This is a genomic window from Pedobacter sp. WC2501 (genome assembly GCF_052682415.1).
The window spans coordinates 2,761,730-2,774,688 of the sequence record NZ_JBQZFI010000001.1; the positions used below are offsets into that span (position 1 = coordinate 2,761,730).

Genomic DNA, 12,959 nt, shown 5'->3' on the forward strand with positions numbered 1-12,959 from the left:
CAATTAACCAACAAAACAACATGAACAACGATAAATTTGCTTTACCTTTTTATTGGAACGACTACGAAGATATAGCAATGTCTTTATATGAGAAATTTGGTGATGATTTTACAGAAGCCAAAATTTACCGTATCCGCTTTACCGAACTTTTAGAATGGGTTTTAGAATTGCCAAACTTTAAAGGTACTCGTGAGGAAAGCAGTGAAGGCCATTTAGAACAAATTCAATCTGCCTGGGTATACGAGTGGAGAGATAATCAGTAATTTAGTTTGGAGACAAGAGTTTGGAGTTTAGAGCTCCATTCTACTCACAACTCCAAACCCCAAACTCCCAACTCAAAATGTTTCTCCAGAAATTAAAAGAGATTACCACTTTCATTTTTGATGTAGATGGTGTGCTTACCGATGGATCAGTTCAGGTTACTGATAATGGTCAGTCGTTGCGCACTTTTAACATTAAAGATGGCTATGCCATGCAATTGGCTGTTAAAAGAGGTTATAATGTTTGTATTATATCTGGTGGAGATGGTATTGCCATGGGCAAACGATTTTTTAATCTGGGCGTAACCGATGTTTTCCTCGGAACAGGAGATAAGGTTGCCATTTTCAATCAATATCTTCAAGATAAGGGCATTACTTCAGAAGAAGTGCTTTATATGGGCGACGATATCCCTGATTTAAAAGTAATGAAACTTGTTGGGCTCCCAACCTGTCCGGCAGATGCGGTAGAAGAGATAAAAGCAATCTCTACATTCATTTCCCCTTACAATGGAGGAAAAACCGCTGTGCGTGATATTATCGAAAAAGTAATGAAAGTACAGGGCAGGTGGCACGATGAAAATCCAAATGCTGCCGATTCGGGGATGTAATTAGTTCAATAGTTCATTTGTCATTCGTTCATTGGTAATTGCTGGTAGAACATTGTTTATTACTTCTTCGGCGCTTGTCATCCTGAGCGTAGTCGAAGGATCTTTCTACAAGTATTTTCAAGAAATAACTTAGTAATAGATTTCTCCGTTTCACTTCTTAACAGTCAGGATGATGATATAAGTTATGACTATTGATCATTGTAAATTGAACATTGGTCATTGTGCTTTCCATGATTGTCATCCTGAGCGTAGTCGAAGGATCTTTAGCTACGTACCACCTAACAGAATGACGTTCCCGTTATAAATCTTCAGTTCAAAAATTTGCAATACACCAGATTATGTACGAGATTTACATCAGTAAATTAATCAATCGATTGATTAATTTACTGATGTAAAAACATAATTTTTAATCATATGAGTACATACCTTGTGCCTGTCGATTTTTCTAAAACAGCTGATCATGCTGCGAAATATGCGGCCAGGTTGAGTTTCGCGATGACGAACTCAAAAATTATACTGCTTAATGCTTATTACGTTTCCGAATACGAGAGCATTCTTCCTACACCCGATATGATCATTACGACTGATGAAAATATCGCTGATGAAATTAAGATAAGGCTCGAAGCACTCGAAAAACTGAAGTCAAAAATGCTGGAGATTAATCCCAAGGCCGACATAGAGGTTTCTCTAACAAGAGAAACCTTATTAAGATCAATCATCGATCGGGTAAATAGGGAAGAAATCGAAGTCATTATTATCGGAAGTAATGGTAAAAAGGCGAAAGATGAAAGTGATATCGGTTCTAATGCGATCAAAATTTCTAAATCAAGTCCGGTTCCGGTTTTGGTTGTTCCGCCTAAGGCTGATTATCAATCCATCCGTAAAGCCATTTTAGCCTGCGATTTTAAAAAGGTTAAAGAGGTGATCCCGATGCACGCACTCAAAAATATCCTGAGCAAACATGTCCTCGAACTTTTGGTGCTTAATATTAATTCTGGTCATAAGATCGATTCCCAGGAAGAACATTTTTTACATGAGATGCTTAAAGATTTTTCGCCGGCATATCACTACGCTGATCATCCCGATACGATTAAAGGAATCGTAAAATTTGCCAAAAGCGAAGAAGCCCAGTTAATTATCGCACTTCCAAAGAAGTATAGTTTTTTTGAAAGTTTGCTGCACGAAAGTGTATCTCAAAGGTTAACGATTAAATCGCATGTGCCGGTGTTATTGTTGAAAGATTGATATATTTTATTTCGCAACAGCTTAGTTACATAGCGACTTTAAACTTTCATTTTCTTTTACACTCCAACAAACTCAATTTGGACCAAAAACAACAAAAGAACAACATGAAAAAATTAATGATGATTTGCGGATTAATGCTAGGTATAGCTGGTTTCGCTAACGCGCAACAAGGTGGTGGACAGGGAAGAATGATGATGAAACCTGAAGAAAGGGTAAAACTGTTAGACGAAAAATTAAAGTTATCGGATGATCAGAAAACAAAGTTAACCACGGTTTTTACTGAGCAGGCTGAAACCATGAAAAAAATGCGCGAAGAAATGCAAGGCGGTGGCGATAGAGATGCGATGAGAGAAAAAATGCAAAAAATGCGTGCTGATAACGACGCAAAAGTTACTGCGGTATTAACTGACGATCAGAAAAAAGCTTACGAAGCCTGGCAAAAAGAACAACGTGCTGAAATGGAAAAACGCAGACAAGGTGGTGGAAATAACTAATCCTGGTAAAATATGAAATAAGAAAAGCGGCTTTATGTCGCTTTTCTTATTTTAGCAGAAAAATAAAATATGCCTGCCAATTTCCCTCCCATTATTTTAGCCTCTAAATCGCCACGTAGACAAGAGCTTTTAACACTTATGGGCTTAAATTTCAAAGTCGAGCTTAAAGATGTTGATGAAAGCTACCCCTCAGATTTAAGTCCGGCAGAAATTGCCGTTTACATTTCAGAACAGAAGGCCAGGGCTTTTACTGCCGATGGCGAAATAGTGATTACAGCAGATACCATTGTTGCATTAAACGGTGAGATTTTAGGTAAACCTGAAGATAGGGTGCATGCTCAAGAAATGTTAAAAAAGCTGTCTGGAAGCAGACATGAAGTTTTTACGGGTGTAACACTTGTTAAAGGCGATAAAATTCATTCGTTTTACGATAGGACAGAAGTTTACTGTAAATCTGTTACAGCTGATGAAATTGATTTCTACATTGATAATTACAAACCCTTTGATAAGGCCGGAAGTTACGGTGTGCAAGATTGGTGGGGTATCGTAGTGGTACAACGGATTGAAGGCTCGTATACTAACGTAATGGGCTTGCCAACAGAAAAGCTATATAATGAGCTATTGAAGTTTATTTAAAACTCCTTGTGGAATTCTCTTAAAAGTTTCATCATCTCTAAAAGCAACCACGATGAAAGCGAGAATTAATGAAGTTACCATAGCCGAGCCATGTTTACAGAACTGGGATGAAATGGATAAAGGCGAAGGCTTTAATTTCTGTAAAGCCTGTAGCAAAAATGTAATCGATTTTTCTGGCTATACCAATGCAGAAATCATTAATGTATTGGCAAATGCAGGTTCTTCTGTGTGCGGCCGCATGAGCCAAAGCCAATTAAACCAGCTCAACTATCATTTGGCTATTGTTCCAACAAACAATAGAAACTGGATGAAGTACCTTGGTGTGCTGGCTATAGGCATGAGCATTTTTGTGATTGATGCCAGAGCCGAAAATTTTAAGGAGTCCATTGAAATAACTAGAAGCATAAATAACAAAACCGATAATAAAAAACCGGTTATACCCAAAAAAGTATACGGTTATGTTATCGGTGCTGACAATAAGCCGCTCGCTGGAATAAGGTTATCCATTCTTGATACTAAATATGTTACTTTGACTGATAAAAATGGTCGCTACGAAATTCTTTTGGATAATAAGTTTGATTTCAGTAAAAACCAACTGATGGTTGAAAGCATCCGTTATTCAGCCTTTTTAACACTCGATTTTTCTAAAGAGAAACAAAATAACCTCAAACTCAAAAAAACTGAACCAATGATTATGGGTAGAGTACTGATTGCGCCAAAAAAGAAATAATCCTAAATTAATATATGCAAACTCCCGGTGATCCATCTGCTGATGGGTCATTTTCTATATCAGGCTGGCCAGTACACCCATTTTCAAATCGTAAGTGGAAAGCGTTAACCTGTTTATCTTCGATCTGCCCAAAACGTAATTGGTAATTAAAGCCGCAATCACAATCATATCAACCCTTAATGGAATTATTCCAGGCATTGCTGATCTCTCTTGATGGGTAGAATTCAATAATTTACCTGCAATTTCGATATAGTCGTCAAAGTTAAATTCGAAAGTTTTGGTGGTATTTATATCTGTTTTCAGTTTGTTTTTTCTGATGATGAGTTCGGCAAAGGTTTCGAATGCTCCGGCAGATCCGATCAGCACTTTGGGCTGATGTTTTTCACAGATGTCGAAAAGATTGATGAGTTGGTTTTGAATGTGAAATAAAATGGCGTTTTTATCCCCGTCATTTATGGGGTCTGATTTAAAAAACTGTTGCATTAAACGGGCTGCACCAATATTGTAACTTTTCTTCCAGATCAGTCTTTCAGTGTCGCAAAGAATAAATTCTACACTACCGCCACCAATATCCATAACCAGCGAAAGATCGGTAATGGCACCGCTCAGTTTAACACCCTGGTAAATTAATTCAGCTTCTTCTTCACCGCTAATCGTTTCAATGCTTATTCCAGTTTTTTCATTTACCGCATCAACGAAATCTTTCCCGTTTTCTGCACTTCTAATGGCAGATGTTGCCGTAGCCCTGATTTTATCAACCTGGTAATCCGCAATAATTTCACTAAAATCTTTAAGACAATTTATTCCTCTTTCAAAGGCTGCTGGAATGATAATATTATCGTTAATTCTTCCTTCGCCCAATTTAACGGGAACATTGGTTTTGTAGAGAATTTCCAATTCTTTACCTGCTTTTTCAGCAATAAGCAAATGAAAAGTATTGGTTCCAAGATCGATAACGGCAACACGCATATTTTTTTTATTTTTTGGAAAGCAGATTCAATACTTTATCGGGAGCTGCAGTCCTGCTATCCATTAAATTTCGTTAATGTTGGTGCTAAATTAAAGCAAGTTCACCGAAATATCATTGCTATCAGGTTTATTTTTCACGCTAGTAGGTTTTGGCAAAATAGCGAACGGCCAGGAAAATTCCGTGATGTCAGATGTTATCATCTTACTGCACTAATATGGTTCTGCGATCCAGAATAGTAGAACAAGCCGCTGTTAATAAACGGGATAGCAGCGGCAGCCTCAGATTTTTTCAGTCTGAGCTACAGCGTATAGCCCGGCTAACATTAAAATATACCACTGTCATTGCTTTTCCAATCCTATTTCACAAAATCCTGCAATTGTTTCGCGTTATGTAATGCTCCAACTCCCCAGGTATTATTAAAATAAACAAAAACTTCATTAACACCGTCTTTAATCTGATTTTTGAAGTCCGTAATTGTATTTATGTCATATTCTGATTTATACAACACAGGTTTTCCATGAAAACGGTAATAAACAGTTGCTGTATTTTGAATTACATTATCTGGTAGGGCAGAAGGGTAGCTTTGTCCGCTGAAAGTGATATTGTTTTTGGCTAATTTTTTGTGAATTTCTTCGTCAAACCAACTGATGTGGCGAAATTCTACCACGTTTTTAAAATCTGGTCTTAAATTTTCAATCAATAGATTTAACCGTTCAGCATTATAATCGAACTTCGGTGGAAACTGAAAAAGTACACAGCCCAATTTCTCTTTTAGCCCGATTTGAATAGCCTCGTAAAAATCGTTGATAAGTTGCTCGCATTCATTCAACTGCTTGTAGTGTGTAATTAAACGCGGTGCCTTAATCGTAAACAAAAAATCGCCAGGACTTTCATTGTACCATTTATCGAACGATTTTTGCGTTGGCATTTTATAAAAAGTAGAATTAATCTCTATTGTATTAAATTGCCCGCAATAATACTTAAACCAATCTTTTTGTGCTAAACCTTTAGGATAGAAAACTTCTTTCCATTCGCGGTAATAGAAACCTGAACAACCAATTCTCCATTTCATGCATAAAAAACAGGTTATAGAGGGAAAGGTTTATCATCTGTTATAGATTGCACTGAAAATAATCAACGAGATACCAATGTAACCTGATAGTTTGTCCGTGGTGTCAGATGTTACCATCTGATACTGTGAAAAATCAATTATCCATTTTATTTATATGGTTTTTATAGTCAGATGGTAACATCTGACTTCACAAAATAATTTATGCTTTCAGGTTACTTAGGTGGTCAATATCTTATGCAAATGCAGGGATTTAAGGTTAGAAATAAATACCCGTGATGTCAGATGTTACCATCTGGTACTGTGAAAAATCAATTATCCATTTTACTTATATGGTTTTTATAGTCAGATGGTAACATCTGACTTCACAAAATAATTTATGCTTTCAGGTTACTTAGGTGGTCAATATCTTATGCAAATGCAGGGATTTAAGGTTAGAAATAAATACCCGTGATGTCAGATGTTACCATCTGATACTGTGAAAAATCAATTATCCATTTTACTTATATGGTTTTTATAGTCAGATGGTAACATCTGACTTCACAAAATCGGATCAGCATGACAATTTGCTGTAAAACAAAAAAAACCGATGCTTGCGACATCGGTTTTTCAATTATATTTAATTACAAATTACTCGAAGTATTCTTTCATTCTTTCGAAGAAACTCTTATCATTTTTACCTGGTTGAGGCTTAAAATTCGGCGATTCACGTAATTTCTCTAAAGCATTACGTTCGTCGCTACTTAAAGCTTTTGGTGTCCAGATGTTGATGTGAATAATTTCATCACCTCTATGGTAAGAATTAACTTCTGGCAAACCTTTACCTTTTAAGCGTAATAACTTTCCGCTTTGGGTACCTGGTTCGATTTTAATTTTGGCTTTACCATCAATGGTTGGTACTTCGATGCTCAGCCCTAAAGCAGCATCAACAAAGCTTAAATGTAAATCGTAAACAATATTATTTCCTTCACGTTTTAAGGTTTCGTGAGGTGTTTCTTCAATTAAGATAATTAAATCGCCAGGGATGCCGCCATTAGGTGCTGCATTTCCTTTGCCGCTCATGCTTAATTGCATACCTTCACTTACGCCTGCCGGAATATTGATGGTAATGGTTTCTTCACCACGTACAACACCATCTCCATGACAAACATTACATTTAGCGGTAATTTGCTGACCGCTACCGTTACAGGTAGGACAGGTAGATGCCGTTTGCATCTGGCCCAAAATCGTATTGGTTACTCTACGCACCTGGCCGCTGCCACCGCAGGTACCACAGGTACTTACTGATGATTTATCTTTTGCTCCAGAGCCATCGCAGGTTTTACAAACGATTAGTTTATTAACCTTTATTTTCTTTTCGGCACCATGTGCAATTTCTTCAAGTGTTAATTTAACCTTTATGCGTAGGTTAGTGCCTTTTGCAACACGACGACCGCCACGTTGCTGACCGCCACCACCACCGCCAAAAAAACTTTCGAAAGGATTGTGACCACCGAATACATCGCCGAAATTGCTGAAAATATCGTCCATGTTCATTCCGCCACCGCCATAACCGCCGCCACTCGCGCCTCCAACACCAGCATGACCGTATTGGTCATAACGTTGTTTTTTCTCAGGACTGCTTAAAATTTCGTAAGCTTCAGCAGCTTCCTTAAATTTATCTTCAGCAGCTTTATCGCCAGGGTTTTTATCCGGGTGATATTTAATCGCCATCTTGCGATAAGCTTTTTTTATCTCATCGGCGGCTGCGCCCCTGGTTACGCCTAATACGTCGTAATAATCTCTTTTACTCATCTTTATTTATAAAATGATTGAATGATTGAGTGATGGAATGAAAGAATATCAATTCAATCATTCAAAATTCAATCATTCAATAATTATTTCTTACGCCCCAACTACAACTTTAGCAAAGCGGATTACATTATCATTTAAGGTATAACCTTTTTCCACCTCATCGATCACTTTTCCTTTAAGGTCTTCGCTTGGTGCAGGGATATTGGTAATTGCTTCGTGGAAATCGGTATTAAAAGGTTGGTTAATGCTTTCTACATCTTTCAAACCTTTTTGTGCCAGGGTGTTTTTCAGTTTTGTGCTTACCAATAATATACCTTCTTTAACCGGAGCTACCTCAGTAGCTGTTTCCATTGCTTTTAATGCACGGTTAAAATCATCTAAAACAGGTAAAAGTGAAACAATTACATCCTTACCGGCAGTTTGCAATAATTCTACACGTTCTTTTTGTGTACGACGTTTATAATTATCGAACTCAGCGTATAAACGTAAATATTTGTCGTTAAGTTGCTGAACTTCCGCTTGCAATTTTTCTTCTGCGGATAATTCAGGTGCCTGCTCAGTTTCAACTGCAGGAGCATCAGTATTCTCTACATTCTCAGCAGTATTTTCTGATGTATTTTCAGGATTCATTATATTTTCTTCTTTATCGTTATTTTTCTTCTTATTAAACATAATACCGGGCTGAATTTTTTTGTGTTAATCTCAACTATTTTGCCATAAACGGAAATCAGCCAAGCTGTCAGATTTATTTGTATTTATCTGAACAGATTGGCTGATTAGCTGACGGATGTCAGAATTTTTTATACAATTTGAGCATCTTCGTGCACAACTCCATTCTCACATTTAATAATGCGTGAAGGGAAAGTGCGGATGATGTGGTAATCGTGCGTAGCCATTAATACCGCAGTTCCGGCCTGGCTGATTTGTTTTAAAAGGGTTACAATTTCTTCTGATGTTTCCGGGTCTAAGTTGCCTGTAGGTTCATCCGCAAGGATAATTTCCGGATCGTTTAACAAAGCCCTTGCAATAACAATACGTTGCTGCTCGCCTCCGGAAATTTCGTGTGGCATTTTTTTTATTTTAGAACGTAAACCAACTTTGTCTAAAACATCTTTAATACGCTCGTTAATTAGTTTTTCATCTTTCCAGCCTGTTGCCTTAAGCACAAATTCAAGATTTTTTTCAATCGTTCTATCAGTAAGTAATTGAAAATCCTGAAAAACTACACCCAATTTGCGACGTAAAAATGGAACCTGGCTTTCTTTTAGGTTTTTAAGGTCAAAACCGGCAATATTGCCTTCGCCATTGCCAATATGCAAGTCGCCATATAATATTTTAAGCAAGCTGCTCTTACCTGAACCTGTTTGACCAATAAGGAATACAAATTCATCTTTTTCGATATGTAAATTTACGTTTGAGAGCACTAAATGTTTCTGCTGAAAAACATCAACATTACTTAAATGAATTACTGAGTTGCCTGCCATATTATATTTCCAATTTTGCAATCTGCCCGAAAGGCAAACCTTTAACCATTTCCATAATGTAATCTTGCTTGTCGCCAAGTCCGAGTTTTTCGAGCGATTTATCAGGCCTGTCTACCCTAAAATAAGCTAAAAGTGTAAACTTGTCGTCTCTCAACTGTACGTAATCTGGAATTTTGGCTATGCCTTTAACTTTAACGATATACATTGTGTCCAAAAATAGCTATTTAAGCTGAAAGCCCAAAGGAGAAAGCTGAAAGACTAAAGTTGAGAAATTCAATTAAGGTTGTTTAAGAACTCAATCGTATTCACATTATCGGCATAATCCCAAAGTTTTGGATGCTGACTTTGGCCAAAACCAAAAGTGTTAAAGCTTAACGGTGCTTTAGTAATAATGCATTGAATATTTTCTGATTTATCTTTTAACTTATTTTCTATCTCTTGCAGATTATCATATTCTTCGTAAAAAATCACCGCTAAGGGAGAGGTTAAGTTCTCATCTTCTTTTAATAACAAAAAGCCATTGTCGAAGTGTTTAGCCGCATTAACAAGGTAAATAGATTTGTTATAATCGTAATTGTTATTGTATTTAAAGTGATTAATAATGGGTTGAAAACTCTCTATACCTTCGTAAAAATTGGCAATATCGTACCCTTTAGGAAAATAAAGTTTAGAAACGTTTCTGCAACCCAAACCAAAATAATCAAAAATATCATTGCCAAGGTGTTGAATATCTTCAAAACTTTCGGTACCATCTAAAACCGCCACGCTGTTCCTGTTTTTACGGATGATATTTGGAACTTTACTAAAATAATAATCAAAATAACGGGATGAATTGTTGCTGCCAGTAGCAATAACAGCGTCAAAATCTTTTAACCGCTCAACATATTCTATTTTGTCTTCAAATTTTGATTCTATTTTAATCAATTCGGCAAGCACCGCTTTAACTAATTTTTCATCAGCTGAAGAAAGTTTGATTAGTGCAATGTTTCCGGTAGCCAATACACTTAAAATGTCATGTAAACCCACCAATGGGATGTTGCCCGCCAGGATTAAACCCACCTTTTTTGGCGATGTACTAAACTTAACCGATTCGAACCAAATGGTCAAATCTGCCTCATTTAACATCTCGGCGAATGATAAGATAGATTTTTTTATATTTTCTGCAGTAAACCATGCATTTGTGCTTTCAGCACTATAAAACGCATTTCCTAGTATGTCAGTAGGCTTTGTAAGCAATAAGCCCAGTTTGTTAAACGCGATTATTACTTTTTCTTGAGTTAATGCTGACATATTTAGAATTATTATTAAGTGATTATATCTTATATTTGCATCGCAAAGGTAAACTAAGCAAAAGAATTAGACGAAAACATGGCGATTAAAATAACAGATGAGTGTATAAATTGTGGGGCTTGCGAACCGGAATGTCCAAATAATGCAATTTACGATGCCGGTACTGCATGGCGTTTTTCTGATGGTACTAATTTAAATGGTATCATTGATTTTGGTAATCAACAAATTGAAGCAGATGCTGCCCAGGAAGCAGTTTCGGATGAAGTGTATTACATTGTGTCCGATAAGTGTACAGAGTGTAAGGGTTTTCATGACGAGCCTCAGTGTGCCGCGGTTTGCCCGGTTGATTGTTGCGTAGATGACGAAGATATCCGCGAAACTGAAGAAGAATTATTGGCTAAGAAAGCCTGGTTGCACCAGGAAGGATAAGCTTATATCATATATTTAACTAGAAAAGTCTCGCATAAGTGGGACTTTTTTAGTTATAGAAAGTTTTTTATAGCCCAAAAATATAATCATGATCAATAAAATTACAATAGTTCCTTGTGGAAAGGAGAGTGTAAGCAAAATTGTTGATGGAATTAATCAATATAACTTAGACCGTGTTCCTGCCCTTTCAGATATATGGACACCATTGGAATATATGGCTAAAAATGAAAATGGAGAAGAAATAGGAGGGGTTTTAGCGGGTATAGGTTATTGGAATGGGTTAGAAATCAATATTCTTTGGGTAAAAGATGAATATAGAAAGAAAGGAATAGGTACCCATATTTTAAAATATGTTGAAGACGTTGCAAAAGCAAAAGGAGCAACAGTTGCTATGCTTGATACTTTTGACTTTCAGGCAGAAGGGTTTTATTTAAAAAACGGATATATACAAATTGGAGAAATACCAAACTTTCCTGAAGGGCATAAAAGAATTTACTTTTCGAAAAGATTAGACCTTTAAATTAGTGTCTGATATATCTTCTGAAAATTATTATTAAGGTATTCAGTTTCCCCCAAACTAATCAACATCGAATTTATTAGGGATAATCAGCACCGGACAAGCCGATTTTCTCGCCACATGTTCGGCAACGCTTCCCATTAAAAAGTGGTACAAACCTGTACGGCCGTAAGTGCCTATTACAATTAAATCAGATCCCCATTCGTCTGATTGCTGGATAATGCCGTGCGCTGCAGTATCTACTATGCTTAAATAAGTTGTTGTGATGCCCTTACCATATTTTGTTTCCATTTCTTTCAATAGAATATGGCTGTTTTCTTCGCTGTTATCATAAGTTTCCAGAAATACGGGTGCTAATGTTAAATCGGGGTTTACATTAGCTGGAACGGGTTCGATAATGTTTACCAATGCTACTTCTGAACCAAATTTTTCAGCCATGTCATAACCGGCTTTTGCCGCTTTTTCCGAGCAGGTACTGTTATCAACGGCAATTAATATTTTTTTAAAATTCATGGCGAGCATATTTAAAAGTGATCATTGTAAAAATAACAAATTTCCAGGTAAAATGTTAGGCAATGGATGTATTTTATTAGTTTTACAATAGTTTAACGAGCAAGTTTAAATGGAAAATCAATACGGTATTTGTAGGGTTGCCGTTGCACCCTTAAGAGCTGATGCATCAGATAAAGCAGAAATTGTTTCGCAACTTTTATTCGGCGATCATGTCGAAATTATTCAGAAGGAAGACCGGTGGTGGCTGATCCAGAACGGATATGATGGTTATGAAGGCTGGATGGATTTCAGGCAGTTAGCACCAATCAGTCAGGATCAATTTGTAGAAATGCACGATTGTAAATTATTGGCCCCTTTAAGTTTCAATAATGTGTTAACTGCAGCAGACGGCAGTTCCTATCATTTAAGTCCGGCCAGTAACCTTCCTTGTTTAAAAGACGGTTTTTGTTATGCAGGTGAAGAAAAATTTAAACTGAATTTCGAAGCATACGATAATAGCGCTGTAAATTTTACGGATAGGGTTAGCGAAACGGCTAAATTTTTTCAGAATATCCCATATCTATGGGGAGGAAGGCATTTATTTGGTTTAGATTGCTCTGGTTTTGTACAAACCGTATTTAAAATGTTAGGCATTAAGTTAAATCGCGATGCTTCACAACAAGCCGAACAAGGAGAGCTGGTTGGTTTTCTGGCTGAGTGCAAAGCTGGCGATGTTGCCTTTTTTGATAACGATGAAGGCCGGATCACTCACGTGGGCATTATGCTGAGCCCAAATGAAATCATCCATTCCTCAGCAAAAGTAAAGATTGATCCAATTGATGATCAGGGAATTTTTAATAAAGAATTGGGGAAATATTCGCATAAACTGAGAATTATTAAGCGATTTGTGGAATAGTAGTCAAAAATGTATCCTATATAAA

Annotated in this window: 17 protein-coding genes; 9 read left to right on the forward strand and 8 right to left on the reverse strand. The window is 36.8% G+C overall.

Annotated features, from left to right (window positions below):
- The first annotated feature begins 20 nt into the window (after positions 1–20).
- The 6 genes from iscX (at position 21) to ACUN24_RS11875 (ending at position 3,973) form a co-directional block, all read left to right on the forward strand.
- Positions 21–263 carry a Fe-S cluster assembly protein IscX gene (iscX, locus tag ACUN24_RS11850; RefSeq protein ID WP_088300868.1) on the forward strand — a complete coding sequence of 81 codons (243 nt, stop codon included), beginning with the start codon at positions 21–23 and terminating at the stop codon, positions 261–263.
- 77 nt (positions 264–340) lie between these two features.
- Positions 341–868 (forward strand): KdsC family phosphatase, encoded by a 528-nt coding sequence (locus tag ACUN24_RS11855; RefSeq protein WP_445562663.1) that lies wholly within the window; start codon positions 341–343, stop codon positions 866–868.
- A 414-nt stretch (positions 869–1,282) separates the two neighbouring features.
- Positions 1,283–2,113, forward strand: coding sequence for a universal stress protein (locus tag ACUN24_RS11860; RefSeq protein ID WP_445562664.1), 831 nt, complete (start codon positions 1,283–1,285; stop codon positions 2,111–2,113).
- A 104-nt stretch (positions 2,114–2,217) separates the two neighbouring features.
- Entirely contained in the window at positions 2,218–2,607 is a 390-nt protein-coding gene (locus ACUN24_RS11865) for a hypothetical protein (protein WP_132394872.1), read from the forward strand.
- Positions 2,608–2,676: 69 nt separating this feature from the next.
- Positions 2,677–3,243, forward strand: a complete 567-nt coding sequence (locus ACUN24_RS11870) for a Maf family protein (RefSeq protein WP_445562665.1) — start codon at positions 2,677–2,679, stop codon at positions 3,241–3,243.
- A 52-nt stretch (positions 3,244–3,295) separates the two neighbouring features.
- The gene (locus ACUN24_RS11875) at positions 3,296–3,973 is read left to right on the forward strand and encodes a carboxypeptidase-like regulatory domain-containing protein (protein ID WP_445562666.1); all 678 of its coding nucleotides are present in this window, start codon (positions 3,296–3,298) and stop codon (positions 3,971–3,973) included.
- Positions 3,974–4,027: 54 nt separating this feature from the next.
- On the opposite strand, the gene ACUN24_RS11880 is transcribed toward ACUN24_RS11875, so the two are convergent.
- The 7 genes from ACUN24_RS11880 to ACUN24_RS11910 form a co-directional block, all read right to left on the reverse strand.
- Complete coding sequence (locus tag ACUN24_RS11880; protein ID WP_445562667.1) at positions 4,028–4,942, reverse strand: Ppx/GppA phosphatase family protein; 915 nt, start codon at positions 4,940–4,942, stop codon at positions 4,028–4,030.
- Between the two features lie 356 nt (positions 4,943–5,298).
- On the reverse strand, positions 5,299–6,015 hold the full coding sequence (locus ACUN24_RS11885; protein ID WP_445562668.1) for a DUF72 domain-containing protein: 717 nt from the start codon (positions 6,013–6,015) through the stop codon (positions 5,299–5,301).
- A gap of 627 nt (positions 6,016–6,642) precedes the next feature.
- Positions 6,643–7,806 (reverse strand): molecular chaperone DnaJ, encoded by a 1,164-nt coding sequence (gene dnaJ / locus ACUN24_RS11890; protein WP_445562669.1) that lies wholly within the window; start codon positions 7,804–7,806, stop codon positions 6,643–6,645.
- Positions 7,807–7,896: 90 nt separating this feature from the next.
- Positions 7,897–8,478 (reverse strand): nucleotide exchange factor GrpE, encoded by a 582-nt coding sequence (locus ACUN24_RS11895; RefSeq protein ID WP_193422548.1) that lies wholly within the window; start codon positions 8,476–8,478, stop codon positions 7,897–7,899.
- A 128-nt stretch (positions 8,479–8,606) separates the two neighbouring features.
- Positions 8,607–9,290: a cell division ATP-binding protein FtsE gene (locus ACUN24_RS11900; RefSeq protein WP_029278680.1), complete on the reverse strand. Its 684-nt coding sequence runs from the start codon at positions 9,288–9,290 to the stop codon at positions 8,607–8,609.
- A 1-nt stretch (position 9,291) separates the two neighbouring features.
- A complete protein-coding gene (locus tag ACUN24_RS11905) occupies positions 9,292–9,495 on the reverse strand; it encodes a hypothetical protein (RefSeq protein ID WP_025143129.1) in 204 nt (67 codons plus the stop codon).
- Positions 9,496–9,563: 68 nt separating this feature from the next.
- On the reverse strand, positions 9,564–10,580 hold the full coding sequence (locus ACUN24_RS11910; RefSeq protein ID WP_445562670.1) for an acyl-CoA reductase: 1,017 nt from the start codon (positions 10,578–10,580) through the stop codon (positions 9,564–9,566).
- A 78-nt stretch (positions 10,581–10,658) separates the two neighbouring features.
- Here ACUN24_RS11910 and ACUN24_RS11915 point away from each other — a divergent pair, with 78 nt between their 5' ends.
- Complete coding sequence (locus tag ACUN24_RS11915; protein ID WP_025143125.1) at positions 10,659–11,009, forward strand: 4Fe-4S dicluster domain-containing protein; 351 nt, start codon at positions 10,659–10,661, stop codon at positions 11,007–11,009.
- Positions 11,010–11,097: 88 nt separating this feature from the next.
- Complete coding sequence (locus ACUN24_RS11920) at positions 11,098–11,529, forward strand: GNAT family N-acetyltransferase (protein WP_445562671.1); 432 nt, start codon at positions 11,098–11,100, stop codon at positions 11,527–11,529.
- 57 nt (positions 11,530–11,586) lie between these two features.
- Here ACUN24_RS11920 and ACUN24_RS11925 read toward each other — a convergent pair whose 3' ends face one another.
- A complete protein-coding gene (locus tag ACUN24_RS11925; RefSeq protein ID WP_445562672.1) occupies positions 11,587–12,039 on the reverse strand; it encodes a universal stress protein in 453 nt (150 codons plus the stop codon).
- Positions 12,040–12,148: 109 nt separating this feature from the next.
- On the opposite strand from ACUN24_RS11925, the gene ACUN24_RS11930 reads away from it, so the two are divergent.
- Positions 12,149–12,934 carry a C40 family peptidase gene (locus ACUN24_RS11930; protein WP_445562673.1) on the forward strand — a complete coding sequence of 262 codons (786 nt, stop codon included), beginning with the start codon at positions 12,149–12,151 and terminating at the stop codon, positions 12,932–12,934.
- Positions 12,935–12,959 lie beyond the last annotated feature (25 nt).

Bases quoted from the DNA above. Each gene is read 5' to 3' on its own strand.
- ACUN24_RS11875 (WP_445562666.1), top strand. From the start codon at position 3,296: ATGAAAGCGAGAATTAATGAAGTTACCATAGCCGAGCCATGTTTACAG.
- ACUN24_RS11885 (WP_445562668.1), bottom strand. From the start codon at position 6,015: ATGAAATGGAGAATTGGTTGTTCAGGTTTCTATTACCGCGAATGGAAA.
- iscX (WP_088300868.1), top strand. From the start codon at position 21: ATGAACAACGATAAATTTGCTTTACCTTTTTATTGGAACGACTACGAA.
- ACUN24_RS11925 (WP_445562672.1), bottom strand. From the start codon at position 12,039: ATGAATTTTAAAAAAATATTAATTGCCGTTGATAACAGTACCTGCTCG.
- ACUN24_RS11910 (WP_445562670.1), bottom strand. From the start codon at position 10,580: ATGTCAGCATTAACTCAAGAAAAAGTAATAATCGCGTTTAACAAACTG.
- ACUN24_RS11905 (WP_025143129.1), bottom strand. From the start codon at position 9,495: ATGTATATCGTTAAAGTTAAAGGCATAGCCAAAATTCCAGATTACGTA.
- ACUN24_RS11880 (WP_445562667.1), bottom strand. From the start codon at position 4,942: ATGCGTGTTGCCGTTATCGATCTTGGAACCAATACTTTTCATTTGCTT.
- ACUN24_RS11865 (WP_132394872.1), top strand. From the start codon at position 2,218: ATGAAAAAATTAATGATGATTTGCGGATTAATGCTAGGTATAGCTGGT.
- dnaJ (WP_445562669.1), bottom strand. From the start codon at position 7,806: ATGAGTAAAAGAGATTATTACGACGTATTAGGCGTAACCAGGGGCGCA.
- ACUN24_RS11930 (WP_445562673.1), top strand. From the start codon at position 12,149: ATGGAAAATCAATACGGTATTTGTAGGGTTGCCGTTGCACCCTTAAGA.
- ACUN24_RS11895 (WP_193422548.1), bottom strand. From the start codon at position 8,478: ATGTTTAATAAGAAGAAAAATAACGATAAAGAAGAAAATATAATGAAT.
- ACUN24_RS11870 (WP_445562665.1), top strand. From the start codon at position 2,677: ATGCCTGCCAATTTCCCTCCCATTATTTTAGCCTCTAAATCGCCACGT.
- ACUN24_RS11915 (WP_025143125.1), top strand. From the start codon at position 10,659: ATGGCGATTAAAATAACAGATGAGTGTATAAATTGTGGGGCTTGCGAA.
- ACUN24_RS11855 (WP_445562663.1), top strand. From the start codon at position 341: ATGTTTCTCCAGAAATTAAAAGAGATTACCACTTTCATTTTTGATGTA.
- ACUN24_RS11900 (WP_029278680.1), bottom strand. From the start codon at position 9,290: ATGGCAGGCAACTCAGTAATTCATTTAAGTAATGTTGATGTTTTTCAG.
- ACUN24_RS11860 (WP_445562664.1), top strand. From the start codon at position 1,283: ATGAGTACATACCTTGTGCCTGTCGATTTTTCTAAAACAGCTGATCAT.
- ACUN24_RS11920 (WP_445562671.1), top strand. From the start codon at position 11,098: ATGATCAATAAAATTACAATAGTTCCTTGTGGAAAGGAGAGTGTAAGC.